The sequence below is a fragment of the Mycolicibacterium mageritense genome, from assembly GCF_010727475.1.
GTDB lineage: Bacteria > Actinomycetota > Actinomycetes > Mycobacteriales > Mycobacteriaceae > Mycobacterium > Mycobacterium mageritense.
This window is the reverse complement of sequence record NZ_AP022567.1, coordinates 7,869,467-7,894,251: the sequence shown is the minus strand read 5'-3', so window position 1 is coordinate 7,894,251 and position 24,785 is coordinate 7,869,467. Positions and strand designations below refer to the sequence as shown.

Annotated in this window: 25 protein-coding genes; 9 read left to right on the top strand and 16 right to left on the bottom strand. The window is 66.8% G+C overall.

Going from position 1 to position 24,785, the window contains the following annotated elements; translation table 11 throughout:
* Window positions 1-32: 32 nt before the first annotated feature.
* The 7 genes from G6N67_RS38135 to iolC are packed head-to-tail and all read right to left on the bottom strand — an operon-like array spanning window position 33 to window position 7,562.
* Window positions 33-881: a sugar phosphate isomerase/epimerase family protein gene (locus G6N67_RS38135; RefSeq protein WP_179976789.1), complete on the bottom strand. Its 849-nt coding sequence runs from the start codon at window positions 879-881 to the stop codon at window positions 33-35.
* Between the two features lie 20 nt (window positions 882-901).
* Window positions 902-1,951 carry a Gfo/Idh/MocA family protein gene (locus tag G6N67_RS38130; RefSeq protein ID WP_036442558.1) on the bottom strand — a complete coding sequence of 350 codons (1,050 nt, stop codon included), beginning with the start codon at window positions 1,949-1,951 and terminating at the stop codon, window positions 902-904.
* Between the two features lie 7 nt (window positions 1,952-1,958).
* Window positions 1,959-2,864 (bottom strand): sugar phosphate isomerase/epimerase family protein, encoded by a 906-nt coding sequence (locus G6N67_RS38125; protein WP_036442561.1) that lies wholly within the window; start codon window positions 2,862-2,864, stop codon window positions 1,959-1,961.
* A 12-nt stretch (window positions 2,865-2,876) separates the two neighbouring features.
* The gene (gene iolD, locus G6N67_RS38120; protein ID WP_036442563.1) at window positions 2,877-4,829 is read right to left on the bottom strand and encodes a 3D-(3,5/4)-trihydroxycyclohexane-1,2-dione acylhydrolase (decyclizing); all 1,953 of its coding nucleotides are present in this window, start codon (window positions 4,827-4,829) and stop codon (window positions 2,877-2,879) included.
* Window positions 4,830-4,832: 3 nt separating this feature from the next.
* Window positions 4,833-5,708, bottom strand: coding sequence for a 5-deoxy-glucuronate isomerase (gene iolB, locus G6N67_RS38115; RefSeq protein ID WP_036442565.1), 876 nt, complete (start codon window positions 5,706-5,708; stop codon window positions 4,833-4,835).
* Window positions 5,709-5,710: 2 nt separating this feature from the next.
* On the bottom strand, window positions 5,711-6,592 hold the full coding sequence (locus tag G6N67_RS38110; RefSeq protein ID WP_036442567.1) for a Cgl0159 family (beta/alpha)8-fold protein: 882 nt from the start codon (window positions 6,590-6,592) through the stop codon (window positions 5,711-5,713).
* Window positions 6,585-7,562: a 5-dehydro-2-deoxygluconokinase gene (iolC, locus tag G6N67_RS38105; protein WP_036442570.1), complete on the bottom strand. Its 978-nt coding sequence runs from the start codon at window positions 7,560-7,562 to the stop codon at window positions 6,585-6,587. The genes G6N67_RS38110 and iolC overlap by 8 nt, the downstream gene beginning before the upstream one ends.
* A gap of 214 nt (window positions 7,563-7,776) precedes the next feature.
* Here iolC and G6N67_RS38100 point away from each other — a divergent pair, with 214 nt between their 5' ends.
* The 4 genes from G6N67_RS38100 (at window position 7,777) to G6N67_RS38085 (ending at window position 11,608) form a co-directional block, all read left to right on the top strand.
* The gene (locus G6N67_RS38100) at window positions 7,777-8,514 is read left to right on the top strand and encodes a GntR family transcriptional regulator (RefSeq protein ID WP_036443323.1); all 738 of its coding nucleotides are present in this window, start codon (window positions 7,777-7,779) and stop codon (window positions 8,512-8,514) included.
* A 229-nt stretch (window positions 8,515-8,743) separates the two neighbouring features.
* On the top strand, window positions 8,744-9,724 hold the full coding sequence (locus G6N67_RS38095) for a sugar ABC transporter substrate-binding protein (RefSeq protein ID WP_036442572.1): 981 nt from the start codon (window positions 8,744-8,746) through the stop codon (window positions 9,722-9,724).
* 2 nt (window positions 9,725-9,726) lie between these two features.
* Window positions 9,727-10,785 carry an ABC transporter permease gene (locus G6N67_RS38090; protein WP_036442574.1) on the top strand — a complete coding sequence of 353 codons (1,059 nt, stop codon included), beginning with the start codon at window positions 9,727-9,729 and terminating at the stop codon, window positions 10,783-10,785.
* Window positions 10,786-10,789: 4 nt separating this feature from the next.
* Entirely contained in the window at window positions 10,790-11,608 is an 819-nt protein-coding gene (locus G6N67_RS38085) for an ATP-binding cassette domain-containing protein (RefSeq protein ID WP_036442576.1), read from the top strand.
* Window positions 11,609-11,710: 102 nt separating this feature from the next.
* On the opposite strand, the gene G6N67_RS38080 is transcribed toward G6N67_RS38085, so the two are convergent.
* Both G6N67_RS38080 and G6N67_RS38075 read right to left on the bottom strand, forming a co-directional pair.
* Window positions 11,711-12,220, bottom strand: a complete 510-nt coding sequence (locus G6N67_RS38080; protein WP_036442578.1) for a nitroreductase family deazaflavin-dependent oxidoreductase — start codon at window positions 12,218-12,220, stop codon at window positions 11,711-11,713.
* Between the two features lie 40 nt (window positions 12,221-12,260).
* Complete coding sequence (locus tag G6N67_RS38075) at window positions 12,261-13,175, bottom strand: AraC family transcriptional regulator (protein ID WP_036442579.1); 915 nt, start codon at window positions 13,173-13,175, stop codon at window positions 12,261-12,263.
* A 153-nt stretch (window positions 13,176-13,328) separates the two neighbouring features.
* Between G6N67_RS38075 and G6N67_RS38070 the strand changes: the two genes are divergently transcribed.
* Window positions 13,329-14,411, top strand: a complete 1,083-nt coding sequence (locus G6N67_RS38070) for an aldo/keto reductase (RefSeq protein ID WP_036442581.1) — start codon at window positions 13,329-13,331, stop codon at window positions 14,409-14,411.
* Window positions 14,412-14,487: 76 nt separating this feature from the next.
* On the opposite strand, the gene G6N67_RS38065 is transcribed toward G6N67_RS38070, so the two are convergent.
* Together G6N67_RS38065 and G6N67_RS38060 are read right to left on the bottom strand one after the other, a co-directional pair.
* A complete protein-coding gene (locus G6N67_RS38065) occupies window positions 14,488-15,258 on the bottom strand; it encodes a TIM barrel protein (RefSeq protein ID WP_036442583.1) in 771 nt (256 codons plus the stop codon).
* On the bottom strand, window positions 15,255-16,226 hold the full coding sequence (locus tag G6N67_RS38060; protein WP_036442585.1) for a Gfo/Idh/MocA family oxidoreductase: 972 nt from the start codon (window positions 16,224-16,226) through the stop codon (window positions 15,255-15,257). The genes G6N67_RS38065 and G6N67_RS38060 overlap by 4 nt, the downstream gene beginning before the upstream one ends.
* A gap of 100 nt (window positions 16,227-16,326) precedes the next feature.
* On the opposite strand from G6N67_RS38060, the gene G6N67_RS38055 reads away from it, so the two are divergent.
* Window positions 16,327-17,307 carry a LacI family DNA-binding transcriptional regulator gene (locus G6N67_RS38055; protein WP_036442587.1) on the top strand — a complete coding sequence of 327 codons (981 nt, stop codon included), beginning with the start codon at window positions 16,327-16,329 and terminating at the stop codon, window positions 17,305-17,307.
* A 27-nt stretch (window positions 17,308-17,334) separates the two neighbouring features.
* On the opposite strand, the gene G6N67_RS38050 is transcribed toward G6N67_RS38055, so the two are convergent.
* Entirely contained in the window at window positions 17,335-17,862 is a 528-nt protein-coding gene (locus tag G6N67_RS38050; RefSeq protein ID WP_051579303.1) for a PaaI family thioesterase, read from the bottom strand.
* 92 nt (window positions 17,863-17,954) lie between these two features.
* On the opposite strand from G6N67_RS38050, the gene G6N67_RS38045 reads away from it, so the two are divergent.
* The 3 genes from G6N67_RS38045 to G6N67_RS38035 are packed head-to-tail and all read left to right on the top strand — an operon-like array spanning window position 17,955 to window position 20,665.
* A complete protein-coding gene (locus G6N67_RS38045; protein ID WP_051579304.1) occupies window positions 17,955-18,698 on the top strand; it encodes a hypothetical protein in 744 nt (247 codons plus the stop codon).
* A 36-nt stretch (window positions 18,699-18,734) separates the two neighbouring features.
* Window positions 18,735-19,718: a zinc-dependent alcohol dehydrogenase family protein gene (locus tag G6N67_RS38040; RefSeq protein WP_036442589.1), complete on the top strand. Its 984-nt coding sequence runs from the start codon at window positions 18,735-18,737 to the stop codon at window positions 19,716-19,718.
* A 26-nt stretch (window positions 19,719-19,744) separates the two neighbouring features.
* On the top strand, window positions 19,745-20,665 hold the full coding sequence (locus tag G6N67_RS38035; protein ID WP_230021855.1) for an NmrA family NAD(P)-binding protein: 921 nt from the start codon (window positions 19,745-19,747) through the stop codon (window positions 20,663-20,665).
* Here G6N67_RS38035 and G6N67_RS38030 read toward each other — a convergent pair.
* Genes G6N67_RS38030 through G6N67_RS38015 form a run of 4 tightly spaced genes read right to left on the bottom strand, consistent with a single transcriptional unit; the run spans window position 20,662 to window position 24,675 of the window.
* Window positions 20,662-21,645: a Gfo/Idh/MocA family protein gene (locus G6N67_RS38030; RefSeq protein WP_036442591.1), complete on the bottom strand. Its 984-nt coding sequence runs from the start codon at window positions 21,643-21,645 to the stop codon at window positions 20,662-20,664. The two genes, G6N67_RS38035 and G6N67_RS38030, sit on opposite strands and share 4 nt — an antisense overlap.
* Window positions 21,642-22,511 (bottom strand): sugar phosphate isomerase/epimerase family protein, encoded by an 870-nt coding sequence (locus G6N67_RS38025; protein WP_036442593.1) that lies wholly within the window; start codon window positions 22,509-22,511, stop codon window positions 21,642-21,644. The genes G6N67_RS38030 and G6N67_RS38025 overlap by 4 nt, the downstream gene beginning before the upstream one ends.
* Window positions 22,508-23,515 carry a Gfo/Idh/MocA family protein gene (locus tag G6N67_RS38020; RefSeq protein ID WP_036442595.1) on the bottom strand — a complete coding sequence of 336 codons (1,008 nt, stop codon included), beginning with the start codon at window positions 23,513-23,515 and terminating at the stop codon, window positions 22,508-22,510. Before G6N67_RS38020 ends, G6N67_RS38025 begins: the two co-directional genes overlap by 4 nt.
* The gene (locus G6N67_RS38015) at window positions 23,512-24,675 is read right to left on the bottom strand and encodes a phytanoyl-CoA dioxygenase family protein (protein ID WP_036442597.1); all 1,164 of its coding nucleotides are present in this window, start codon (window positions 24,673-24,675) and stop codon (window positions 23,512-23,514) included. The genes G6N67_RS38020 and G6N67_RS38015 overlap by 4 nt, the downstream gene beginning before the upstream one ends.
* Window positions 24,676-24,785 lie beyond the last annotated feature (110 nt).

The window sequence follows — 24,785 nt, the reverse complement described above, 5'->3', positions numbered from 1 at the left end:
AACCGCAGCCCCGCATCCGGCGATCCGGCGGATCAGAGCACCGAGCGCGCTGATTCGGCCGCCAGTTTGAGCGCTTCGGGCACTGGCAGTGCCCGGAACTGCCTCGACAGGATCTCCACGCCCCACGGGCCGTCGAAACCGAGATCGCGCAGCAGTGCCACCAGGCCGGCAAGATCGAATGTGCCTTCGCCGCACAGCAATCGGTTGTCGACGGTGTCCTCGAACAACGATCCCACCACAGCGTCGGCAGCATCGTCGAGTTCGACACCGAACACCATCTCGGGCGTCAACGCGGTGCTCAACTCGTCCAGGGACGTTCCCGCGCGGAACACGTGCCAGGCGTCCACCAAGAGTCCGACGTTCGGATGCCCGGCAGCGCGGACGATGTCGGCGCCCATCGGCACGGTCTCGATGATCGAGAACGGCATGGTCTCGATCGCCAGCCGGGTTCCGTGTGCCGCGGCCTCGTCGGCCAACACCCGCAACGGTGCGATCAGCGACTCCGGGTGGGGTGTCCGAGGCCCCTGCTCCGAGCCCATCTTGATGAACGCGGGCGCCAGCACGTCGGCGGCCTCGAACAGCAGATCCCGCACGGCGTACGAATGGCCGGGCCCGCCTCGCGGAATCCACCAGCGCTCGATCAGTTCGATCTCGACGTGGGTGAGCCCGGCGTCGGCGACGAGATCGCGAAGGCCGGCGAAGCCGATCGATTCCCGAAGGGCCGCCAGATCGTCGGCCACCAATCCGAGGCCCAAGTAACCCGCGTCGGCCACCGCGCGCACCCGTTCGACGATGGGTACGGGGCTGACGGCGGGAACGTCGACCGGCGAGATGTTGCCCGCGCTGGTCCACGCGGTGGCGATCAGACGTGCTGGTGTCACTGTGGCGGCCGGGCCGTCTGTCAAGCGCCGGGGATGGAGTCGCGGGCCACCATCTGCACGTCGACGCGCTCACCGCTGCGCAGCGATTCGACGCCTGCGGCACACACCGCCGCGGCCGCATACCCATCCCACGCGGCGGGGCCGTCCACGTAATTTCCGCTGTCGGCGCCCGAGCGCACCGCGTCGACCCACCGCTGGAACTCGATGTCGTACGCGCGGCCGAAGCGCTCCCGGAACCCGGGAGTGATCTGGCCGCCCCACGTCGCCGATCCTGATCGTCCGTGGGACGCTCCCTTGCGGATCAGCCCGATGTCCAGACCGATGAGCGCAGAACCCGTTTCGCCGACCAGTTCGGTGCGGACCTCGTACGCCACGCCGGTGGTCACGAACAACTCGACGTCGACATGCTTGCCCGACGCGGTCCGCAGGATCGCGATCTGAGGATCTTGAATTCCTTCGGGTGCACCGGGATTCGTGGCGGGCTTGAGGATCTGGATCGACGTGATCTCCTCGTCGAACAGAAATCGTGTCACGTCCACCTCGTGGACCAGAGAGTCCTTGACGATCATCGAGCTGTCGAAGCTCGGCGGCACGGCGGGATTGCGGTGCACGCAGTGCAACAGCAACGGTGTGCCGAACTCGCCCGCGTCCAGCAGGGATTTGAGCTGGCTGTACTCCTCGTCGAAGCGACGCATGAAACCGACCTGGATCAGGCGCTTGCCGAGCTCGGCCTCGCGTTTGACCACCTCGAGGGACGATTCGACATCGGTGGTCAGCGGCTTCTCGCACAGCACGGGCTTGCCGTGGTCCAGGCAGGCGAGCAGTTGCTTGTCGTGAGTCGGTCCGGGCGTCGCGAGCACCACGGCGTCGACATCGGGATCGGCGATCGCGTCGAGTGGGTCGCTGATGACCCGGCAACCGGGGATATCGGCGGCGACGGCTTCGGCCCTCTCGGTGAGGAAGTCGTTCACCACCGTCACCCGGGCACCGGAGATGCGGGACGACAGCCGGTCGACGTGGTCGGCACCCATGATGCCTACCCCGAGCACGGCGATACGGAGGTCGGACATTGCTCTCCTAGCGGAACTTCACGGACGGAACACCGCACGATCCCAGGTAGGACTGGGTCCGCTTGGCGATGGGCAGCGGGGCGTCGGGCTCGCAGGGATACATGTCCTGCTCGACGATCGCGAACACGTCGATGCCGAGCTTCTCGATCTCGGCGAGCAGCGGCGGCATCTCCGGGATGCCCAGCGGTGGTTCGGTCATGGCGCCCAGCTTGACGGCTTCACCGAACGGCAGATCCTCGGCCTCGACCTTGGCGCGGACCTCGGGATCGACCTGCTTGAGGTGCAGGTAACCGATCCGCTCGGGGGCGCGGCGGATGATCGCGATGTTGTCGCCGCCGCAATAGCTGATGTGCCCGGTGTCGAGGCACAGGTTGACGAACTCACCATCGGTGCCGTCGAGGAAGCGGTAGACGTTCTCCTCGGTGTCGACGTGGCTGTCGGCGTGCGGATGGTATTGCGCACGCACACCGTACTTCTCGAACATGGCCTTGCCCAGTTCGTTCATGCCCCGGGTCTTCTTGAGCCATTGTTCGGGGGTGAGGTTGCGGTCCTCGAGCACGGCGCCCGTTGCGGGATCGCGCCACATCTCCGGGATCACGACGACGTGCTTGCCGCCGACCGCCGCGGTGAGCTTTGCGACGTCCTCGATCTGGCTCCAGACGGCGTCCCAGGAATCATCCTGGTGCAGGTGCTCGAACACCGTTCCGGCCGAGAGCTTGAGGTTGCGCGAACCCAGCTCGTCGAGCAGTTGCTGCGGATCGGTCGGCAGATAACCGAACGGCCCCAGTTCGATCCACTCGTAACCGGATTCGGCGACCTCGTCGAGGAACCGGGTGTACGGCGTCTGCTTGGGGTCGTCGGGGAACCAGACGCCCCACGAGTCGGGTGCAGAACCGACGAGAATCTTGCTCACTGTGGATTTCCTTTAGCGATCTGACGGATTGACAAGGGGGCGTTGGACTTTCTTCCAGTCCGCGTATCGTTCGTAGGCGGCCCGGGTCGACTCCAGGCTGGACACTTCACTGACCGGGACATCCCACCACGAGTGGCTGTCGGGTGCGAAGACCATCGGGTCGGTTTCGACGTGGATCACCGTCGTGCGTTCGGCGGCCTTGGCGACCTTGACCGCGTCGGCGAACTCGGCTGCCGTGCTGACCTTGATGACGTCGGCGCCCAGGCTCGCGGCGTTGGCGGCCAGATCCACCGGGAGCTTGGCGCCGTCGAGTCGCCCATCGGGGCTGCGGTATCGGTACGCGGTGCCGAACCGCTGGGAGCCGACGGATTCGGAAAGCCCACCGATCGAAGCGAATCCGTGGTTCTGCACCAGCACCGGGATGACCTTGACGCTCTCCTGCACCGCGGTGACCAGCTCGGTGGCCATCATGAGGTACGAGCCGTCACCGACCATGATGAACACGTCGCGGTCGGGCGCCGCCATCCGAACGCCGATACCGCCTGCGATCTCGTAACCCATGCACGAGTAGCCGTATTCGACGTGGTAGCCCTTGCGATCCCGGGTCCGCCACAGCTTGTGCAGGTCTCCGGGCATCGATCCGGCTGCGCACACCACCACGTCCCGCGGATCCGAGAGCGTGTTCACCAGGCCGATCACCTGGTTCTGGTTCAGCGCCGCGCCGTCGTCGGACGTCGCGTACACCGACGAAACGGTGTCGTTCCACTCCTTGGCGAGTTCGGTGGTGCGGGCCCGGTATTCGGCGCTCACGGTGTAGTCGCCCACGGCCGTGGCCAGCGCCTCGAGGGCCTCCCGGGCGTCCGACACCACACTGATGCCGCCCTGTTTGACCGAATCCAGCGACGCCACATTGATGTTGACGAACCGAACGTCGGGGTTGTTGAACGCCGTGCGCGATGCCGACGTGAAATCGCTGTACCGGGTGCCGATCCCGATCACGACGTCGGCCTCCGACGCAAGCGCGTTGGCGGCGGTGGTGCCGGTCGACCCGATCGCACCGACCTCCTGCGGATGGTCGAACGGCAGCGATCCTTTGCCGGCCTGGCTCTCACCGACCGGGATGCCGGTCTGCTCGCAGAAGGCCGCGAGCGCATCCGAGGCTCCGGAATAGATGACGCCGCCACCGGCGACGATCAGCGGCTTGGCGGCCGCCCGGATCACCTCGGCGGCCCGCGCGATCACCGCGCGCTCGGGCAGCGGGCGGGCCACGTGCCAGGTGCGTTCGGCGAACAGCGATTCCGGCCAGTCGTGCGCCTCGGCCTGCACATCCTGCGGAATGGCGACCGTCGCGGCGCCGGTCTCGACGGGATCGGTGAGCACGCGCATGGCACCGAGGAGGGCCGCGGGCAGCTGCTCGGGCCGCCAGACGCGATCGAAGTACCGGGACAGCGGTTTGAACGCGTCGTTGACCGTGACATCGCCCGACGACGGCAGCTCGAGTTCCTGCAACACCGGCGCGCTGACCCGGGTCGCGAACGTGTCGGCAGGCAGCAGCAGCACCGGCAGGCGGTTGATGGTGGCCAGCGCGGCGCCGGTGAGCATGTTGGTGGAGCCGGGTCCGACACTGGCGGTCACGGCCCACGCCTGTAGCCGGTCCTTCTGCCGGGCGTAGGCGACGGCGCTGTGCACCATGGCTTGTTCGTTGCGGCCCAGCACGTACTTGAGCCCGGGTTCCCGGCCGGCCTCGTGTGCTTCCACCTCGTCCTGCAGGAGCGCTTGCCCCAGCCCGGCCACGTTGCCGTGGCCGAAGATGCCGAAGCAACCGGCGAAGAACTTGGCTCGCTCGCCGTCGCGTTCCACGTACTGATTGGCCAGGAAGCGAATCGTGGCCTGGGCCACCGTGAGTCGCACGGTGGCCTCGGTGTCGACCAGCTTCTCTGTCGACTTCGGTGCGGTGGATACCACGGATCAGGCTCCTTCGCGAGAGCCGGTGCCGAACGGCAGCCGGGGGTCGATTTCCTGGTGTTCCCAGCTGCCCCGCAGCCAGGTGTGGTTCGGGTCGTCACAGATCAGCCACGCCCGGTTGGGACCGGAGCCGGCCATCACGTTGAGGTAGTACATGTGGTGCCCGGGTGCTGCGATAGACGGTCCGTGGTAACCGTGCGGCACCAGGACGACGTCGCCGCTGCGCACCTCTTCAAGCACCTCGATCGGCCGCTGCGGCGTGCCGAACACCCGGTGGTAGCCGAACCCCGGTGTACCCGCGGGACTGTCGTCGATCTCGAAGTAGTAGATCTCCTCCAGCTGGGTCTCCACCTCGGTGTCCTCGTCGTGCTTGTGCGCCGGGTAGCTCGACCAGTTGCCACCGGGAGTGATGACCTCGCACGCGATCAGCGAGTCGGCCTCGAACGCGGTCGCGGTGCCGAAGTTGTGCACCTGCCTGCTGCAGTTGCCCGCCCCGCGCAGTTCGACGGCCACATCGGCCGCGGCGACCCGACGGTTGGGGAACGACCGTTTGGCGCGGGCCCCGCAGATCGCGATGCGGCCGTGACCGGTCAGCGTGTAGGGCTGGTCGATGCCGAGGTAGACCATGTCGGCGGGCCCGTCGAACACCGATCCGCGCGGCGTGAGTTCGAACGTCGTCCCGCCGCACTCGACTGTGCCGCCGCCCGCGAGGGGGAGGATCATCACCTCGGTCTGGCCGGTGGCCAGTGCGATCGAGCCGGACTCCGCGAGTTCGACGACCTGCAGCGAAGATTCGGCCCAGCCGGCCGACTCGGGGGTGACGTCGACCGTGTAGGGGGCCGTGGCGCTGCGGGCCGGGATGTACCACTTGCTGTTCATGCTCACCTCACCATCTTCACTGCGGTCGCGACCGCCGAGGCGACGTCGTCGTCGGCGGGATAGAGCAGCGTGCGGCCGACGATCAGCCCGCGCACCGACGGCAGCGTCAGTGCCTTCTCCCAACTCGCGAATGCCTCGTCGGGGTCGGTCGGATCACCGCCGAGCAGCAATGTCGGCATGGTCGTGGACTCCATGACGCGATCCATCTCGGGTACCACCGGCAGCTTCATCCAGGTGTAGGCCGACGTGGATCCGAGGCCTTGGCCGATGTGCACGGATTTGATCACGGCGTCGGGGGACAGGTCGTTGCGCACCTTGCCGTCGACGCGGGTCGACAGGAACGGTTCGAGCATCGCGATCAGCCCGGCCGCGGCGAGAGCGTCGATGGCCTGCGCGCACGCCACCATGGTGGACACCGTCCCGGGATCATCGAGATCGATGCGGCACAACATCTTTCCGCCGTTCATCTTCGCGGCAGCGGTCGAAGCCGCGGTGGCGCCGGTCATGCGGTCGTCGAGTTCGAACGCCGCGCCGGCCAGCCCGCCGCGGTTGAACGACGAGAACACCACCTTGTCTTCGAGCGCGCCGAGCAGCACGAGGTCGTCGAGGATGTCGGACGTGGCGAGCACACCGTCGACGCCGGGATCGGCCAGCGCGGTGCGTAACCGGTCCAGCAGGTCGATGCGGCTGTTCATCGCGGTCGGCCGGGAACCGACGGCGAGCGCTCCGCGCGCCGGGTGGTCGGCGGCGACGATCATCAGGTTGCCGTCGCCCCGCACCGTGGGCCGGGTCGTGCGGTTCTGCCAGGCCGTCGCCACCGCCGCGGGATCGGCCGCCCGCACTTCGGTGATCTCGGCGTAGCTCCGGCACACAGGGTTAGACATTGACGGCCTCCACGGCGGTTTGTTCGGCAAGATCGGCAACCTCGGCCGCTGTCGGCATGGCCGTCGAGCATTCGAGACGGGACGCGACGATGGCTCCCGCGGCATTGGCGTAGCGCAGGGTCTTCTCCAACGGCCAGTCGTGCAGGAGCCCGTGAATCAGACTGCCACCGAACGCATCACCGGCACCGAGCCCGTTGATGACATCGACCTCGTTGGGCGGCACGGTGACCGAGCTGTGCTTGGTCTTGCCGAGCACGCCGCGCGGCCCCTGCTTGACGATCGCGAGCTCGACCCCGAGGTCCAGCAGGGCGTCGGCGGCCTTGCGGGGATTGGACTCTCCGACGGCGATCTCGCATTCCTCGCGGTTGCCCACCGCGACGGTGACGTGCTGCAGGGCACGCTGAACCTGTTCGGTGGCTGCGGCGGGGGATTCCCAGAACATCGGTCGGTAGTCGAGGTCCAAGACCGTCAGCGGGGCCCGCGAGCGGGCAGCCCACGCTGCGAAATGCGCGCTGCGGCTGGGCTCTTCGGACAGACCGGTCACGGTAGACCAGTACAGGCGAGCGCCGCGCACGGCGTCGACGTCGATCTCGTCGGGCTGGATCTGCAGGTCCGGGGCAGAGGGCTTGCGGTAGAAGTACAGCGGGAAGTCGTCGGGTGGGAAGATCTCGCAGAACGTCACCGGAGTGGGGTACTCGCCGTGTGTACTGACGAACCGATTGTCGACGCCAAGCCGGGCGAGTTCGTCGCGCACGAACCGGCCGAACGGGTCATCGCCCGCGCCGGAGATCAATGCGGTGCGATTGCCCAACCGCGCAGCGGCGACAGCGACGTTGGCGGCGCTGCCACCGAGGAACTTCCCGAACGACTGCACCTGCTCGAGTCCCACCCCGACCTGTAGTGGGTACACGTCGACGCCACTGCGTCCGATGGCGATGACGTCGAAAGGCTGGTTGGCGTTGTCGGTCACGACTGACTCCCGAGTGCGGTGTGCGTATGTGCGTATGTGCGTATGTGCGTTTTGGGCGGCGCCGGGCGCGCCTGGTGTCGGTGTCGACTGTGCTCCCCGTCACCGCGTGCTGTCAAGACTTTGTTCGGACATTCTTACTTTCAGTCATAAGCATGTACGCTGAACAATCACTTCCGGCGAACCGCCCGCGGAGCATGCGAGGATTGGAGTGAGCGTGACCCCGACGTTGTCCGTCGAGCTCGACCGTTCGAGTCCCATACCGCTGTACTTCCAGGTTGCGCAGGTGTTCGAAAAGGCAATCCTGGACGGACAACTCAAGCCGGGTGACCGTTTCGAGAACGAACTGGCGCTGGCCAGCCGGCTCAACCTGTCGCGCCCCACCACGCGCCGCGCGATCCAGGAACTCGTCGACAAGGGACTGCTCGTGCGCAAACGCGGCGTCGGCACCCAGGTGGTCCAGACCCCGGTGCACCGCCCCGTCGAGCTCACGAGCCTGTATGACGACCTGGCGCGGGCGGGCCAGGAGCCTGCCACCCGGGTGCTCGAATACACGGTGGGGCCGGCGCCCGACGAGATCGCCGAACGGCTGAACCTTGAGCCGGGCAGTGAAGTGGTCACGATGCGCCGGCTGCGCACGTCGGGTGGCCAGCCGTTGGCCCTCATGACGAACCACCTGCCCGCGGCCATCGCTCCGGATCGCGATGAGCTCGAACGGTCCGGTCTCTACCAGTCGCTGCGCTCGCGCGGCGTCCACATCCGGCTGGCCCGGCAGCGTATCGGTGCCAAGGCTGCCGATCGCGACGAGGCCAAACTGCTCGACGAGAAGCCGAAGGCGCCACTGCTGGTCATGGAACGTACCGCGTTCGACGACTCTGGGCGCATCGTCGAGTATGGCAGCCATGCCTACCGTGCCTCGCGGTACTACTTCGACACCACGCTGGTCGACCGCTAGGCATCAAAAAGGTTCTGTTCCAGCGTGTTTCGTGAGGCCTCCGCGGTACTCGGCGGAGGCTCGTCCGCGTTGTCGACGCGACGCTGGTTTGATATGCAGTCCTAATGTCCGAACAAAGTCTTGACATTCAGATGTGAGCGGTATTACATCATCTGCGAGGCCGTGTCGCTTGTCACTGGAGCCCAGGACGCACAGGCAACCGCGGTGAGGTCGATGACAAGGAGAAGCAATGAGGTTCACTCGGCTCGCGGCGGTAGCTGCGGCGGGCGTGCTCGCGTTGGGCGCGTGTTCCAGCACCGGCGGAAAGCCGCAGAGCAACGGCGGCGGCATGGGTGGCGGCACGGCTGACACCCCGCGGGTGACCATCGCGATGATCACCCACGAGGTGCCGGGCGACTCCTTCTGGGACTTGGTGCGCAAGGGCGCCGAGACCGCGGCAAAGAAGGACAACATCGAACTGCGCTACTCGAACGACCCCGAGGCGCCCAACCAGGCGAACCTCGTGCAGACTGCGATCGACAGCGGGGTCAAGGGCATCGCGGTGACCCTGGCCAAGCCTGACGCCATGAAGCCGGCCATCGAGAACGCCACCGCCAAGGGGATTCCGGTGGTCGCGTTCAACGCAGGCCTCGACGCGTGGCAGAAGCTGGGCGTCAAGGAGTACTTCGGCCAGGACGGCTACATCGCCGGCCAGGAAGCCGGGAGGCGCTTGGCCGCGGAGGGCGCCAAGAAGGTCATCTGCGTCATCCAGGAGCAGGGCCACGTCGACCTCGAAGCCCGGTGTGCAGGCGTCAAGAACACCTTCCCGGCCGTCGAGGTGCTCAACGTCAACGGCAAGGACATGCCGTCGGTCGAATCGACCATCACCGCCAAGCTCCAACAGGATCCGAGCATCGACACGGTCCTGACTCTCGGTGCGCCGTTCGCACTCACCGCGGTGCAGTCGGTGAAGAACGCGGGCAGCAAGGCGAAGGTCGCGACCTTCGACACCAATGCCGCACTGGTCGACGCCATCCAGAACGGCGACGTCCAATGGGCCGTCGACCAGCAGCCGTTCCTTCAGGGCTACCTCGCGGTCGATTCGCTGTGGCTCTACCTCAACAACGGAAACGTGATCGGCGGTAACCAGCCGACGCTCACCGGGCCGTCGTTCATCGACAAGACCAACATCGATGCGGTGGCCGAGTACGCGAAGAACGGGACACGCTAGACATGACTACCCAGGCAGACCTCAATCTCGAGACCCACAAGGTCGTCCGAGACGAACGCGTCAAGGAACAGAACAAGCTGCAGCGCTTGCTGATCCGCCCCGAGATGGGCGCGGCGATCGGCGCGATCGGCATCTTCGTGCTGTTCCTCATCGTGGCTCCGCCGTTCCGTACCCCGGAGGCACTCGCGACCGTGCTGTACGCGAGCTCGACGATCGGCATCATGGCCGTCGGGGTGGGCGTGCTGATGATCGGCGGTGAGTTCGATCTGTCGTCGGGCGTCGCGGTCACCACGGCGTCGCTGGCCGCCTCGATGCTGAGCTACAACCTGCACCTCAATCTGTGGACCGGTGCGGCGCTCGCGTTGGTCATCGCGCTGGCCGTCGGGTTCTTCAACGGCTACATGGTGATGAAGACCAAGATTCCGTCGTTCTTGATCACGCTCAGCTCGTTCTTCATGCTGACGGGCATCAATCTCGCAGTGACCAAGCTGCTTTCGGGGCAGGTAGCGACCCCCAGCGTATCGGACATGCAGGGCTTCGATTCCGGCCGGGCAGTGTTCGCGTCGTCGTTTACGGTGTTCGGGGTTTCGGTGCGGATCACCGTGGTGTGGTGGATCCTGTTCACCGCACTCGCCACCTATGTGTTGTTCAAGACCCGGGTGGGGAACTGGATTTTCGCGGTCGGCGGCAATCAGGACAGTGCCCGCGCAGTCGGTGTGCCGGTCACCAAGGTCAAGATCGGCCTGTTCATGGTCGTCAGCTTCTGCGCCTGGTTCGTCGGCATGCACCTGTTGTTCGCGTTCAACACCGTGCAGTCCGGTCAGGGTATCGGCAACGAGTTCTTCTACATCATCGCGGCCGTGGTCGGCGGCTGCCTGTTGACAGGTGGTTACGGAACCGCCATCGGCACCCTGATCGGCGCGTTCATCTTCGGCATGACCAACCAGGGCATCGTCTACGCGGGGTGGAACCCGGACTGGTTCAAGTTCTTCCTCGGCGCGATGCTGCTGTTCGCGGTGATCGCCAACAACGTCGTCCGCAACTACGCAGCGAAAAGGTAAGTAGATGAGCACAACTGCGGAAGCCCCGATCGCCGAGACCCCGTCGGGCGGCGAAACCCCGCTTGTCGAACTCAAACACGTCGGCAAGAGCTACGGAAACATCATCGCCCTGGCGGACATCAACCTGCGGGTCGGTGCCGGCGAGGTGACCGGCGTGCTCGGTGACAACGGTGCGGGCAAGTCGACCCTGATCAAGATCATCGCCGGGCTGCACAAGCCGACCGAGGGCGAACTGCTCATCGACGGCAAGGCCACGGTGTTCGAGTCGCCCAAGGATTCGCTCAACGCCGGCATCGCCACGGTGTACCAGGATCTCGCGGTGGTGTCCTTGATGCCGGTGTGGCGCAACTTCTTCCTCGGCAACGAGTTGCGCAAGAAGGGCATCTTCAAATCGCTCGACATCTCCGCGATGCGTGCGACGACCATCTCCGAACTGCACAAGATGGGTATCGACCTGCCCGATGTCGACGCGCCCATCGGGTCGCTGTCGGGTGGTCAGCGTCAGTGCGTCGCGATCGCGCGGGCCATCTTCTTCGGCGCCCGGGTGCTGATCCTCGACGAGCCCACCGCCGCACTGGGCGTCAAGCAATCCGGCATGGTGCTGCGCTACATCACCGCGGCCAAGGAGCAGGGGTTCGGTGTCATCTTCATCACCCACAACCCGCACCACGCGCACATGGTGGGGGACCACTTCGTGTTGCTCAACCGCGGCAGGCAGAAGCTGGACTGCACGTACGACGAGATCACGCTGGAACACCTCACGCAGGAGATGGCGGGCGGCAACGAACTCGAGGCGCTGAGCCACGAACTGGGCCGCAAGTAGCGTTTCGGACTGTCCAACCGCGCGAGCGTGCGGGTCTGTTGCTCGCCGCGCCGTAATCGGGTGGCAGCCCGCGCACGTTCGTACCCGGTCCAGCGTGCCCAGTCAGCGACGCGTCAAGGCGAACACCCGCAGATCACGATCCGTGCGGGTCTGGTAGGCCCGGTACATCGGGTATGCCAGAAACCGTTGCAGAGCCGCATCGCGTTCGCCGTCGGTGAGCAGCGTCGCGGTGACCGGGATATCTTGTCCCGCCATCGATACCGATGCCCGGGGATCGGCCACCAGATTTGTCGACCATGACGGATGACGTCGCTGTCCGAAGTTGCTGCCCAACACCAATAGCCGGATGTCGCCGTGGACGTAGCTGAGCACGGTGGTGCGTGGCTGACCCGATTTGCGGCCCGTGGTGGTCAACAGCAGTTCAGGCATCGACAACGGCCCGAACAGCGAGAACCGGCCCTTGGTGCGGTTGACCACGCGCTCGTCGAGCGGAACGACGGCCCGGATCACTTTCGACCCGAACGGCGACGCGGCGAACGCGAAAACCGGCTTGAACACAGGGGAGAGGTCGTCACGACCCCAGCCGCCGCGTGGAAAGGAAGCCTCTGGCATCCCGCAATTGTGCGCAGGTGTGTGCAGCGGCGTGACGGAATCACGGGAAGTGTGTCGGGTCCACCGACACCCCGGCGGTGCGCATCCGCGCCGCGTCCTGACCCGGGGGTGCGCCGAACATCCGGCGGTATTCGCGATTGAACTGTGAGGGGCTGTCGTAGCCCACGCGGTGACCGATCCCGGCGACGTCACCGGGATCGGCGAGCAGCAGGGATCGCGCCTGCTGCAGCTGGATCCGCTTCTGGAACTGCAAGGGGCTCATGGCGGTCACGGCGCGGAACTGCCGGTGGAACGCCGAGACACTCATGCCGGACATCTCGGCGAGTTGTTCTGTCCGGATGGGTTCGGCGAAGTTGTCCCGCATCCAGCCGATCGCCCGGTTGATGTGTGACAGATGGCTGTCGGCAATGCCGATCTGGCGCACCGTGGCGCCGTGCCTGCCGGTCAGCGCGCGCCACAGGATCTCCTGTTCGATCAGCGGTGCGAGTACCGGGGCATCTGCGGGACGCTCGAGGAGGCGCAGCAACCGGGCCACGGCATCGAGCAGGTCCGCGTCGGCATCGCCCGTGGCGATCGCGGGAGCGGCTGCGCGGGACCAGGATTCGGGCGGTGCGTGCAGTATCAGTGCTGCCAGGGCGGCCGGGCGCAGCACCAGTCCCATCGCCAGAGACGGATGCGTCGCAGTCGTGGCCAGGTAGTGACCCGTGACAGGCAGGCTTGCGGCGACGAGCAGGTATTGCCCGGCCCGGTATTCGAACACCTCGTCGCCGAGCAGCAGTCGTTTGCCGCCCTGGGCCATGACGACCAGCAGCGGTTCGGTCAGCGAGTAGTCCGGGCTTTGCGGGCCCGCGACCTTCGACAGCAGCAGGCCGTCTATGGGCGTGCTCAGGTCGGGGCGAGCGTGCGTGTCGATCAGCCCGCGGATCTCGGCGAGGGAATCGGCTGCGGTTCGCATGACCTCACCTAACCATCCGAGAAGGCGGTGGATAGCCGGATATGCGCGAATTGAGCAGGATCGTGCAAGATCCGGCGAGGATCGGTCTACCGTGCCTGCCACCGTGGAGCTTCGATGTAGATATCCAATTCTGCTACAAGAAGGAGCAATTCCATGTCGCTGGACAGCTACGTCACCCTCGGTCGATCCGGCCTGCGCGTCAGTCCGTTCGCGCTCGGTGCGATGACGTTCGGAGAGGATCCCGGTGCCGCGGGAACCAGTGTCGAGGAGTCGGAGCGCATCCTCGCCGCGTATCTGGAGCGCGGCGGCAACTTCATCGACACAGCCAACTTCTACACCAACGGACATTCCGAACGGATCCTTGGCGATTTCTTCGCCCGCAGCCCCGGCCGCCGTGACCGCGTCGTGCTGGCGTCGAAGTTCTTCACCAATCTGTTCCCCGGGGATCCGAACGGTGGCGGCGCCGGCCGGTCGTCGATCATCGCGCAGTTGCACGAGACCTTGCGCCGCATGCAAACCGACTACCTCGACGTGTACTGGCTGCACAACTGGGATCGGCACACCCCGATCGAAGAGACCATGCGCACGCTCGACGATCTGGTCCGCGCGGGCACCATCCGCTACATCGGGTTCTCCAACACGCCCGCTTGGGTCACCGCCCAGGCGCAAACCATGGCAGTGCTGCGGGGCTGGACTCCGCTGATCGCACTGCAGGTCGAATACTCGTTGCTGGCCCGCACGGTCGAGGGAGAACTGGCGCCGCTGGCGCTCGACCAGGGCATGGCGCTGGTGCCGTGGAGCCCGTTGAAGAACGGGTTCTTGTCGGGCAAGTACCGGCGCGGCGCAGACGTCGCGGATTCGGCTCGCGCCGCCTACGTCGGAGGTCCGAGCGACGACGAGTACGCCGTCATCGAGGTGGTCGCCGACATCGCCGATGAACTCCAAACCTCGTCGGCTGCAGTGTCGCTGGCGTGGTTGCGGGCGCGCACCGGCACGGTCGTGCCCATCATCGGTGCCAGGCGGTTGGCGCACCTGGAGTCGAACCTGGCCGGGCTCGACATCGAGCTGCAGGCTCAGCAGCTCAAGCGCCTCGACGAGGTCTCGGCTCCCACGCTGAACTACCCCGCGGACTTGAACGGCGCGATGCGAACGACACTGCAGTTCGCGGGCACCACGGTCGACGGTCAGCCGTCCGGTGTCTACCCGCCGCTGCTGGCCAGTGCTGTCCGGTATTGAGCCCACAACCGCGCCGAAACTACGCTTTGTGGCGGGATCTGGGCCGAATTCCCGCAAGAACCGTAGTTTCGGCGCGTCAGGAGAAGGCCGTGCGGAACGCCTCGAGGGCAGCGACACTGTCGCCGGCCGCGTAGGCCTCCATGCCGACCGGCCCGGTATAGCCGCTGTCCCGCAACGCCTTTGCCACGGCCGGGTAGTGGATCTCGCCGGTGCCGGGTTCGCAGCGGCCCGGCACGTCGGCGACCTGGATCTCGCCGACCGCGGCCCCGGCCCGACGTACCAGCTCGACGAGATTGCCCTCGCCGATCTGGGCGTGGTAGAGATCGAGCATCATCTTGACGTTGGGATGTCCGACAGCCTCGACGAGGGCCAAGGTGTCCTTCGCGCGGGCCAGCGGTACCCCTGGGTGATCGACGATGGTGTTGAGGTTCTCCAGGCAGAACGTGACGCCGGCCTCGGCGCCCAGTTCGCCGAGGGATTCGAGACCGCGCAGCGCGGAGAGCCACATGTCGCCGGTCGCGCGGTACTGCGGGCGCGCGGCCTGGCCGTCGACGAGCTCGCCAGGGTGCACCACGAGGCGCGGAACGCCGAGGACCGCAGCAGCTTTGACGGCCTCGCGTGCGGTGCGGACGACCTCGCGGGCCCCATCGGGATCGTAGAGGTCGCCGTGCAGGTAGCCCGTCATAGACGAGAAGCGGGCGCCTGTCGCGGCGAGGGCAAGGAGATCTTTGTCGGCGAAACCCCAGATCTCCACCGCGAATCCGAGGCTGGAAATTCGTCGGACCCGCTCGACGATGTCGAGGTCGGTGAACACCATCTCGGCGCACACGGCCAGCTCGAACGTCATGCGGGTACTCCGGCCAGTGTCACCGGTGCTCCGGTCCGGACGGACTGTGCTGCTGCCAAGGCGATTTCGAGAGCGACCCGGGCGTCGTGGCCCGTGACCGACGGCGTGGTGCCTGCCCGTACCGAGTCGACGAAATGGGCGAACTGTGCGACGTACGCGTCGTGGAACAATTCGGTGTTGAGTCGGCCGGCTTGCGCGGGTTCGCGGCCCGCCAGTAGTACGCCGTTGGAACCGAAGATCTCACCGCGCACGTCGTAGCCGTAGACGGCCTGGAAGCTGGCTTCCGCGATGGCGAACGCGCCGTTGTCGAAGCGCATTTGGACCACCGAGGTGTCCAGGAACCCGGCATCGGCGAACTGCGGGTGGATCAACGCGTCGGCCTGCGCGTAGACCTCGGTCACCCGCGCGCCCGGGTTGAGCCAGCACAGCGTGTCGAAATCGTGGATCAAGGTCTCGTTGAAGATCGTCCACGGCTTGACCCGGGCGGCCACCTCGGCCGAGATGCCCGGGTCGCGGGTCAGCGACCGCAGCATCTGGGGGGTGCCGATTGTGCCCGCGGTGATGGCCGCGTGGACCGTGGCGAAGTCGGTGGCGAAGCGTCTGTTGAACCCGACCTGCAGGGCTACCCCGGCGTCGGCGGCAGCCCCGATCGCGCGGTCGGCGTCGTCGAGGGTCAGCGCCATCGGCTTCTCGCAGAACACGTGCTTGCCGGCCCGTGCGGCCGCCACCACCAGCTCGGTGTGCGTTGCGGCGGGGGAGCTGATGGCGACGGCATCCACTGCCGGGTCGGCGATCAGGTCAGCCGGGTCGGCATAGGAGCGGGGTGCACCTATCGACTGTGCCGCTTCGAGATTCGGATCCGCGACTGCCACGAGTGTGGCGCCGCGAACCCGGCCGGCCAGCGACTCGGCATGGAAGCGGCCGATCCACCCCGTTCCGATGAGGCCGAAGCGCAACTGATCCGACATGAGGACTCCCGATATTCTAGAACGTTCTAGTGCCGAGACGAGTAAAGCGGTCGCGGAGTGCATTCGTCAAGATTTCTCTAGAACGTTCTAGACTGGCCGCATGCGGGATCGGCCAACTCTCCATGACGTGGCGCAACGCGCGGGTGTTTCGCGGGCGTTGGTGTCGATCGTGATGCGCGACGCGCCGGGGGCCAGTGAGGCCACCCGTGAGCGCGTGCGGCGTGCGGCCAACGAGATCGGTTACCGGCCGGACCCGCGCGCGCGGATGCTGCGGTCACAGCGCAGCAATCTGCTGGGCGTGGTGTTCACGGCGGGCCAGGAGTTCCATGCCGGGCTGGTCGACGGCGTCTACCGGGCGGCAGAGATGCGCGGCTATGACGTGCTGCTGAGCTGTGTCACGCCGCACCACAACGAGGTTCGTGCGGTGCGGACCCTGCTCGACGACCGGGTCGAGGCGCTCGTGCTGATCGGTTCCGGGTTGCCCGCGCGGGAACTGGTGGAAATCGATACCCGGCTGCCGGTCACGGTGGTCGCGCGCAAAGTCCGCGGCGTTGACGCCGTCCGCAGCGACGATGCGTTCGGGGCGACCCTCGCGGTGGATCACCTGGCCGATCTGGGACACACGGCTGTCGCCTATCTCGACGGTGGACGGGCACCTGGTGCGGCAGAGCGCCGCAAAGGCTTTCGCGCCTCCACCGCCGCGGCGGGCATCGAAGCGACGATCGCCGCCGGCGGCATCACCGAACGGGATGGTGCGGCCGCCGCGACCCGGCTGCTTGAACACCCCCCTCTGCCCACCGCGGTATTCGCGTTCAACGATCGCTGCGCGCTGGGTTTCATCGACGTCGCCATCCGGGCGGGCGTCCGGATACCGCAGGACGTGTCGGTCATCGGGTTCGACGACAGCCCGCTTGCGGGCCTGGCGCACGTCGACCTGACCACCGTCGGCCAGGACACCGCTCAACTGGCCGAACTCGCCGTGAGCCGCGCCGTCGAACGTATCGACACGACGAGTGGTCGCGTGGACCTGGTGTGTGAACCCAAACTCGTCGTGCGCAGCTCGACTGCCGCGCCGCGGTGAGCTGGCGGGGGTTCAGGTAGACGTGGCTCAGAGATCGAAGATCAGCAGCGAGCTGGATGCCGTCGCGACGACCGCGCCGGCGGCATCGGAGACGACACCCTCGGCGAAGCTGACGCGCGCACCGGACTTGACCAGGGTGCCGGTCGCCGTCAGCTCACCGATACCCGCGCGAACAGGCTTGAGGTAGTTCACCTTGATCTCGATCGAGGTGTAGCCCTTGCCCTGGGGTAGCGCGCTGTGCGCGGCGCAGCCCGTCACAGAATCGAGCAGCGTGCACACGAGTCCGCCGTGTACGGAGCCGATCGGGTTGTATGCGGATTCGTCGGGCGTGCAGGTGAACACCACGCGTCCGGGCTCCGCCGAAGTCATGGTGAACGCCAGCAATCCGGCGATCGGTGGCGGGGACAGGGTGCCGTCGATCACCGCGTTCAGGTAATCGATCCCGGCCATCGACAGGCCGATCGCGGTGGCCGGTGCGGGATCGTGCCAGCTGACGGTCTTGGTTCGTTTCTGGCCCCAGCCGTCGATGTGGGCGTGGGTGGGCTCGGCGGTCATCGTTCCTCCATGTCGTGAGTCTGGGTTGACAAAACTATACTCAGCGGGTGATGGTGATCTGACACGCGGTACACCGGCACCGGGGAGGGCACATGGCATTGCTCGACGACATCGTGAATGCAGCTGGCGGACTGGACCGTTGGCAGGCCGGCCAACAGGTGCTGGGCACGCTGGAAAGCAGCGGGTCGCTGTTCGAGATCAAGAAGATGCCCGGCCGGTCGAAGCGGGAGATCGCCGTCGCTATGCGGGACGTCTGGGCGGCAGTGTGGCCGGCCGGCGAAACATCGCATGTCGAATTCACCGCGGACGGCACCGCGCTGGTCTCCGAGGACGGCACCGAGCTGTCCCGGCGGCGCAACGTGCGGGATACCTTCGCCGGACACGTCCTTGAAAGCCCGTGGAACCCGTTGCAGCGGGGGTATTTCAGCGGTTATGCACTGTGGAACTACCTGAATCTTCCGTTCCTGCTGACGCTGTCCGGGGTCCACACGCACGCCATCGAGCCGATCGGCTCCGGCGGCCGACGCCTTGTCGGCCTGGGCGCGACCTTGCCCGCCGGCCTGCCCAGTCACTGCCGACACCAACAGTTCTTCTTCGGGCCGGATCTGCTGCTGGCCCGGCATGGCTACCACCTCGACATCGCGGGCCGTATCCCCGTGATCCAGTACATCGAAGACTACGTGGACGTCGACGGCTTGAAGATCCCGACGATTCGGCGGGCCTACCTGCGCGATGACCTCTGGCAACCACGGTCGCAGCTCCCGCTGGTGTCACTCCGCTTCACCGGCCTGCGCGTGACGTCCCGTGATCCGGCGACCGCGGTGCGAAATCCCTGACCACCCAATATTTTTACTCGCGGGAGGACTGACCCCATGCAGCATCTGGTACTGACCGAATTCGGAGATCCCCAGGAATGCCTTCAGCTGGTCGACGGCGCGGATCCGGCCCCGGGACCGGGCCACGTGGTGGTTCGGATGGAAGCCGCGGCGATCAATCCCTCCGATCTGCTGTTGATCGCGGGTCGCTACCTCGCTCGTCCCGCCCTACCCGCCACCGTCGGCGCCGAGGGCGTCGGCATCGTCGAGGCGACCGGGCCGGGTGTGAACGGCGCCCTCGTCGGACGGCGCGTCATCGTCCTGCCCACCTTCAAGTACGGCACGTGGTCACAGAAAGTGGTTGCGGCCGAAGAAGATGTCGTCCTGGTGCCGGGGCGGGATCCCGCCCAGTTGGCGATGTTGTCCATCAACCCGGTGACCGCCCACCTGTTGTTGGAGAAGATCACGCCCCTGGAGATCGGAGACTGGGTGGGGCAAACCGCCGCCAACTCCGCGGTCGGACGGCACGTGATCACGCTGGCCAAGCGGCGTGGCATCAAGACGCTCAACGTCGTTCGGCGCGCCGACGCCGTCGACGACGTGCGTCGCGCCGGGGGAGATGTCGTGTTGGTCAGCGGACCGGATCTCGCGGCGGACATCACCAGGGAACTGGGCGAGGAGAACCTGCGCCTGGTGCTCGACCCGCTGGGCGGTACGGCCGCGGCCCCGTTGACCTCCGCGCTGGAATTCGGTGGGTCCGTCGTCAGCTACGGCACTCTGACCGCTGCGTCTGCGGGGTTGACGTCGGCCGACCTGTTCCAGCGCGAAATCCGCCACACCGGATTTTGGCTCGGCAACTGGTACTTTCGGGCGCCGACGCGCGAAATCCGGGCCGTTCTGGGCCACTTGGCCGGCCTGATGGCCGATGGCCAACTCCACGTTCCCATCGAAGCTACCTACCAGCTGAACGACTATCGCAAGGCCTTCCAGCACGCTCAGACAACGCAACGCGGCGGGAAAGTCCTGTTCACCTTCGACTGAGATCACCACGACGAGAGGAACTCATTGTGACCAACCCGATCCTCATCACCGGCGCCACCGGGCGTCACGGCAACACCGGGGAACACCTCGTGCGCCGACTCCGGGAGGCGGGCCACCCGGTCCGGATCCTGACCCGCCGGCGCAGTGAGCGAACCGAGCGGCTTGCGGCGCTGGGTGCCGAGATCGCGGTCGGCGACCTCCATGATCGCCGCACCCTGGTACTGGCTCTCGCCGATGTCGACCTGGCCTACTTCACGTATCCGATCGACTCCGGCGTGGTGACCGCGGCGTCGAATTACGCCGCCGCGGTGCGGGAGGTGGGCCGCTCGCCGCGGACCGTGGTGATGTCGATGGGGCCCGCACATCCGGACAGCCCATCGAACCTGGGGCGTGCCCAATGGCTGGCAGAGCAAATATTGGACTGGGCCGGCCTCGATCTGTTGATCCTGCGGGTCGCGGCCTTGTTCCACGAGAATCTGCTTGTCCTGCACGGTCGTTCGGTGCGCGAGCACGCAGTCATCCGCAACTCGTTCGGCCTTGGGAAGATCGCGTGGATCGGCGGGTGCGACGCCGCGGAGTTGGCGCTGGCCGCCCTGCTGCACCCCGAACGGTTCACCGACACCGTGTACTTCGCCAAAGGCTCCGAGGAGTACAGCCATGTCGAGATCGCCGATCTGCTGACCGAATCCTCGGCCGGCACGATCCGCTACGAACCCATCGGGCAGGACCAGTGGCGCGATGATCTGCTCGCGCTGTCCCAGGCGACGCGTGCCGAGACGGTCAATGCCGCTATGGCGCAGCATATTTCGGCAGTTGGACAAATGGTGGCCCAGAGCGGCCGGACCCTTCCGGCCGATCCGGACGCTTTCCGTGAAATCACCGGCCGGGAGCCGGTCACCCTGCGGGAATTTCTGCTGACCAATCGGGAGGCGTTCGCGACCACCTAGCGCACCGGCAAGCCCGCCGCCCGGTACACCGCGTCGACCAACGCCATGTTGGCCACCGCGTCGTCGGTGTCGAACGGCAGGGGTGTGCCGTGCTCGACGCTTGCGGCGAACGCCTCCAATTGGTGGCTGTAACTCGGCCGCGTGCCCAGATGCTTCACCGTGGTGCCGGCGGAGGTGGTCACCGACAGCCGGTCATCCTCGGCGGGGTGGATGAAATCATGCACGAACGCGTCACCGTCGGTGCCGGTGATCCGCAAGGTGAACGAATAGTCATCGGCCACCATCGAATTGGTCGACAGTCCGCGGGCTCCGCCCGGGAATGAGAACTCGGCATCACAGCGGGCGTCCACGCCGGGGCCGCGCTGCTCGGCGTGCGCCCGCAGCACCGACGGTGCACCCGCCACGCCCGGCACGTCCAGGCGCCCGAGGGTGCGCATGATGTGCACGGCGTAGCATCCCAGATCCATCACCGCTCCGCCGGCCAGCCCCAGGGACCACCGCGGGTCATCGGGGCTTGGCGCGGGCATCGCCATCCGGACCTCGACGGAGCGAATCTCCCCGAGTGTGCCGTCGGCGGCCAGCTCGAACGCGGTCTGCGTCACCGGGTGGAATGCGTAGTGAAATCCCTCCAGCACCGGGACACCGGATGCCTGTGCCGCGTCGGCAACCCGCCGCGCCTCGGCCGCGTTGCGGGCGAACGGCTTTTCGCTGAGCACCGGCTTGCCCGCCGCGATGGCCGCCAGGTTCCACGGCGCGTGCAACGCGTTGGCCAGCGGGTTGTAGACCACGTCGACCTCGGCGTCGTCGATCACATCCTGGTACGAATCGAGCACCCGTTCCACGCCGTACTTCCCTGCGAATGCCTCGGCGCGCCCGCGGTCCCGGGCCGCCACGGCCACCAGCCGGTGACCGAGTTCGGCCGCGGGACCGACGATCGCCAACTCCGCGATCCGGGAAGCGCCCAGAACGCCGATCCTCATGCCGTCACGGACTTGAGGTAGGCCACGCTGGTCAGCACGTCGCGCACCGGCCCCTCGTCGGTGGGCTCGGCCGTCAGGATGGTGTCCTGTTCCATCACGAACCACCCGTCGAAGCCGTTGTCCCGCAACACCGAGACGATGCCGGCGATGTCGACGTCGCCGGTGCCCAGCGGCGTGTACATACCGGCCCGCACCGCGTCGGTGTAGCTGATCTCGCCGGCCTGCACGCGCGCGGCCAAGGCCGCGTCCACATCCTTGAGGTGCGTGTGCTTGATGCGGTGCGGCACGGCCTTGGCCAACTCCAGCGGATCGGTGCCGCCGATCAGCAGGTGGCCGGTGTCAAGACACAGCGGGATCGCCGAGCCGGCCAGCACCCGGTCCACGTCGGAGTGCGTCTCCACCATGGTGCCGACGTGTGGGTGCAGCACGGCGAGCAGTCCGGCCGCCGCGGTGATCTCGGCGAGCCGATCGAGATTGGCCAACAAGGTGGCCCACTGCTCGTCGTCGAGTTCGGGACGTGAGTCGTAGCCGTCGGCGCCCGTGGCGGCGGCCAGTACGACGACACCCGCGCCCGCCGCGCGCAGCGAGGCCAGCGGGCCCGAGAGATCACCCGCGGGATCGTGCGCGGCGTCGTGCAGCACCACCGGGACGAATCCGCCGACGCAGGAAAGACCGTGCGCAGCAAGGACTCCGGTGAGCTCTCGGGTGTCTGCGGGGAGGAACCCGTCGGGCCCCAGCTCCGTCGCGGTCAACCCCGTCTCGCGCATCTCGGACAGCACCCGGTCACGGTGCAGTTGGTGGCCCCAGCCGGGCACCTCGCACACACCCCACGAAATCGGGGCTCCCGCAATCTTCATCGTGCTCATGCGTTACGAACCTCCTCGATACGCACCGGTGCGCCGCGGCGCAGTGACTCGGTGGCGGCCTCGGCCAGCCACGCCACTTCGACCGCGTCGGCTACAGTGGCACCGGGAATCTGCTCGCCCTTGACCACCGAGACGAACCCGGCCAGCTCGGCCCGGAACGCGTCGGTGAACCGGTCCATGAAGAAGTGGTGGTAGGGCCCGGCCGGAAAGTCATTGCGGGGATCCATGTTCCGCATCGGCGCGCCCTGATCCCAGCCCGCGACCACGGTGTCGTTGAAGCCGTGCACTTCGAGTCGGCAGTCATAGCCGCGGCCGTTGTAGCGTGCGGCCGACACGATGCCCATCGCGCCACCGTCGAACTTCACCACGACTGCCGCGGTGTCGACGTCGCCGTACTCGGTGAAGCGCGGATCACCCTGCACGGTTCCCGTGGCGTACACCTCCACCGCGTTCTGGCCCGTGATCCAACGCAGCACATCGAAATCGTGGACCGCACAGTCGCGGAAGATTCCGCCCGAGCCCTTGATGTACTCCATGGGCGGGGGAGCGGGATCCATCGTGGTGCTGCGCACCGTGTGCAGGTGCCCCAGCGATCCCGAATCCACGGCATGTTTGGCCGCGGCGAAGGCGGCGTCGAACCGGCGCTGGTAGCCCACCTGGACCGGTACGCCGGCCCGCGCGATGACATCTGCGACGTGGGCGCTTTCGGCCGCGGTCGAGGCGATCGGTTTCTCGCAGAACGTCGGCAGCCCGCGGTGTACGGCAGCAAGGGTCAGCTCCGCGTGGGCCGGCGTGGCTGCCGCCACCACGACGCCGTCGACCCCGGAATCAAGCAGGTCTTCGACCGAATCAGCAGGTTTTGCACCGTGTTTGGCGGCGACTGCGGCAACCATCTCGGGTCGCTCGTCGGCCACCACCAGGCCGTCGATGCCGTCGAGGCCGGACAGCGTGTCGACGTGGAAGGCGCCGATGCGGCCCAATCCGATTACGCCGAGCGTGGTCATGGGATTCTCCGTTCGTTCTGCTGGTCGAGGATGACGTCGAGTTCTGCGGGATTGAGCGCGTCGGCCAGTGCCGCCAGGACGGTGTCGACCTGGCTCGGCGGCGCGAGGCTGCCGATGGGCTGGTCGCGGTCGAGATTGGTCGGGAACGCGTATCCCTCCGCGGTCGCGGTGACGACGTTGGCGAGTTCGCGCTCCGAGCGGCCGGCGGCCTGCATCGCCAGCAGCGCGGGGTAGACCGCGCGGATCATCGCGGCACGGTCGAGTGATTCCATCGCGCGGCCGAACGGTGACGAGATCTGCAGCAGGTTCGCCATGCGGCGGATGTCGGCCGAGGTGTTAGTGCCTGCCCCGTGATACAGCGCGGGGTTGAAGAACACCGCGTCGCCCTTGCCCAACGGGATCTGCACCTGACGGTCCGCGAAGAACTCGATGAACTCGGGCCGGTAGAACGCGATGTAACCCGCCTCGAAGGTTTGCGAGTAGGGCAGCAGCATGGTCGGCCCGCTCGCGAGCGGCATGTCGCAGTGGGCGACCGCACCCTGCAGCGTCAGGGCGGGTGACAGCCTGTGCATGTGCGCCGGGTAGGCGGCGAGCTGATCGGGGCTGACGAACCCGAGGTGATAGTCGCGGTGCGGAACCTGCGCGGCGCCACCGGGATTGACGACATTGACCTGAGAGGTCACCTGGTAGCGCGGCCCCAGCCAGGCTTGCGAGATCACGGCGAGGGTGTCGTTGGCGTAGTACTCGGCATAGACCTCGGGGGAGTGCAGCGCCAGCTTCTGCTGCGCGTTCCAGATGCGGTCGTTGGCCCCGGCCTTGCCGAAGTGGTCACCCGCGGCAGCACCTTCGGCGTGCTGGGCGTCGATCAGCGCCGTGAATGCCGCACTCGCGCGGTCGACGACATCACCGTCGAAGGCACCTTCGAACACCACCACGCCCGGGCCGTCGGCGAGCGCGCCGATCAGTTCGGTCTGCAGTGCGCGACGGTCGCACTCCGCCACGGTGGCAGCCGAGTACACCGGCACGTTGTGCCGGATGTCGGAGGCGCACGGGTAGTCGGAGGCGTTGGTGGTGCGGGAGACCTGGGCGCGGAAGTCGTCGAGTGAGCAGTCGGCATCCTCGATCCAGGCCCGGTTCCCGGTGCGCAATGTCGCGGTCATGGCTGACAGTCTTGCTGTGTTCTGTGGCACAATCAACGGCAAAAATCCATCAAAAAACCATCACCTCTTTCGGCGAGCAGTCACTCCGGTACCCCGTAACTGCGTTACCC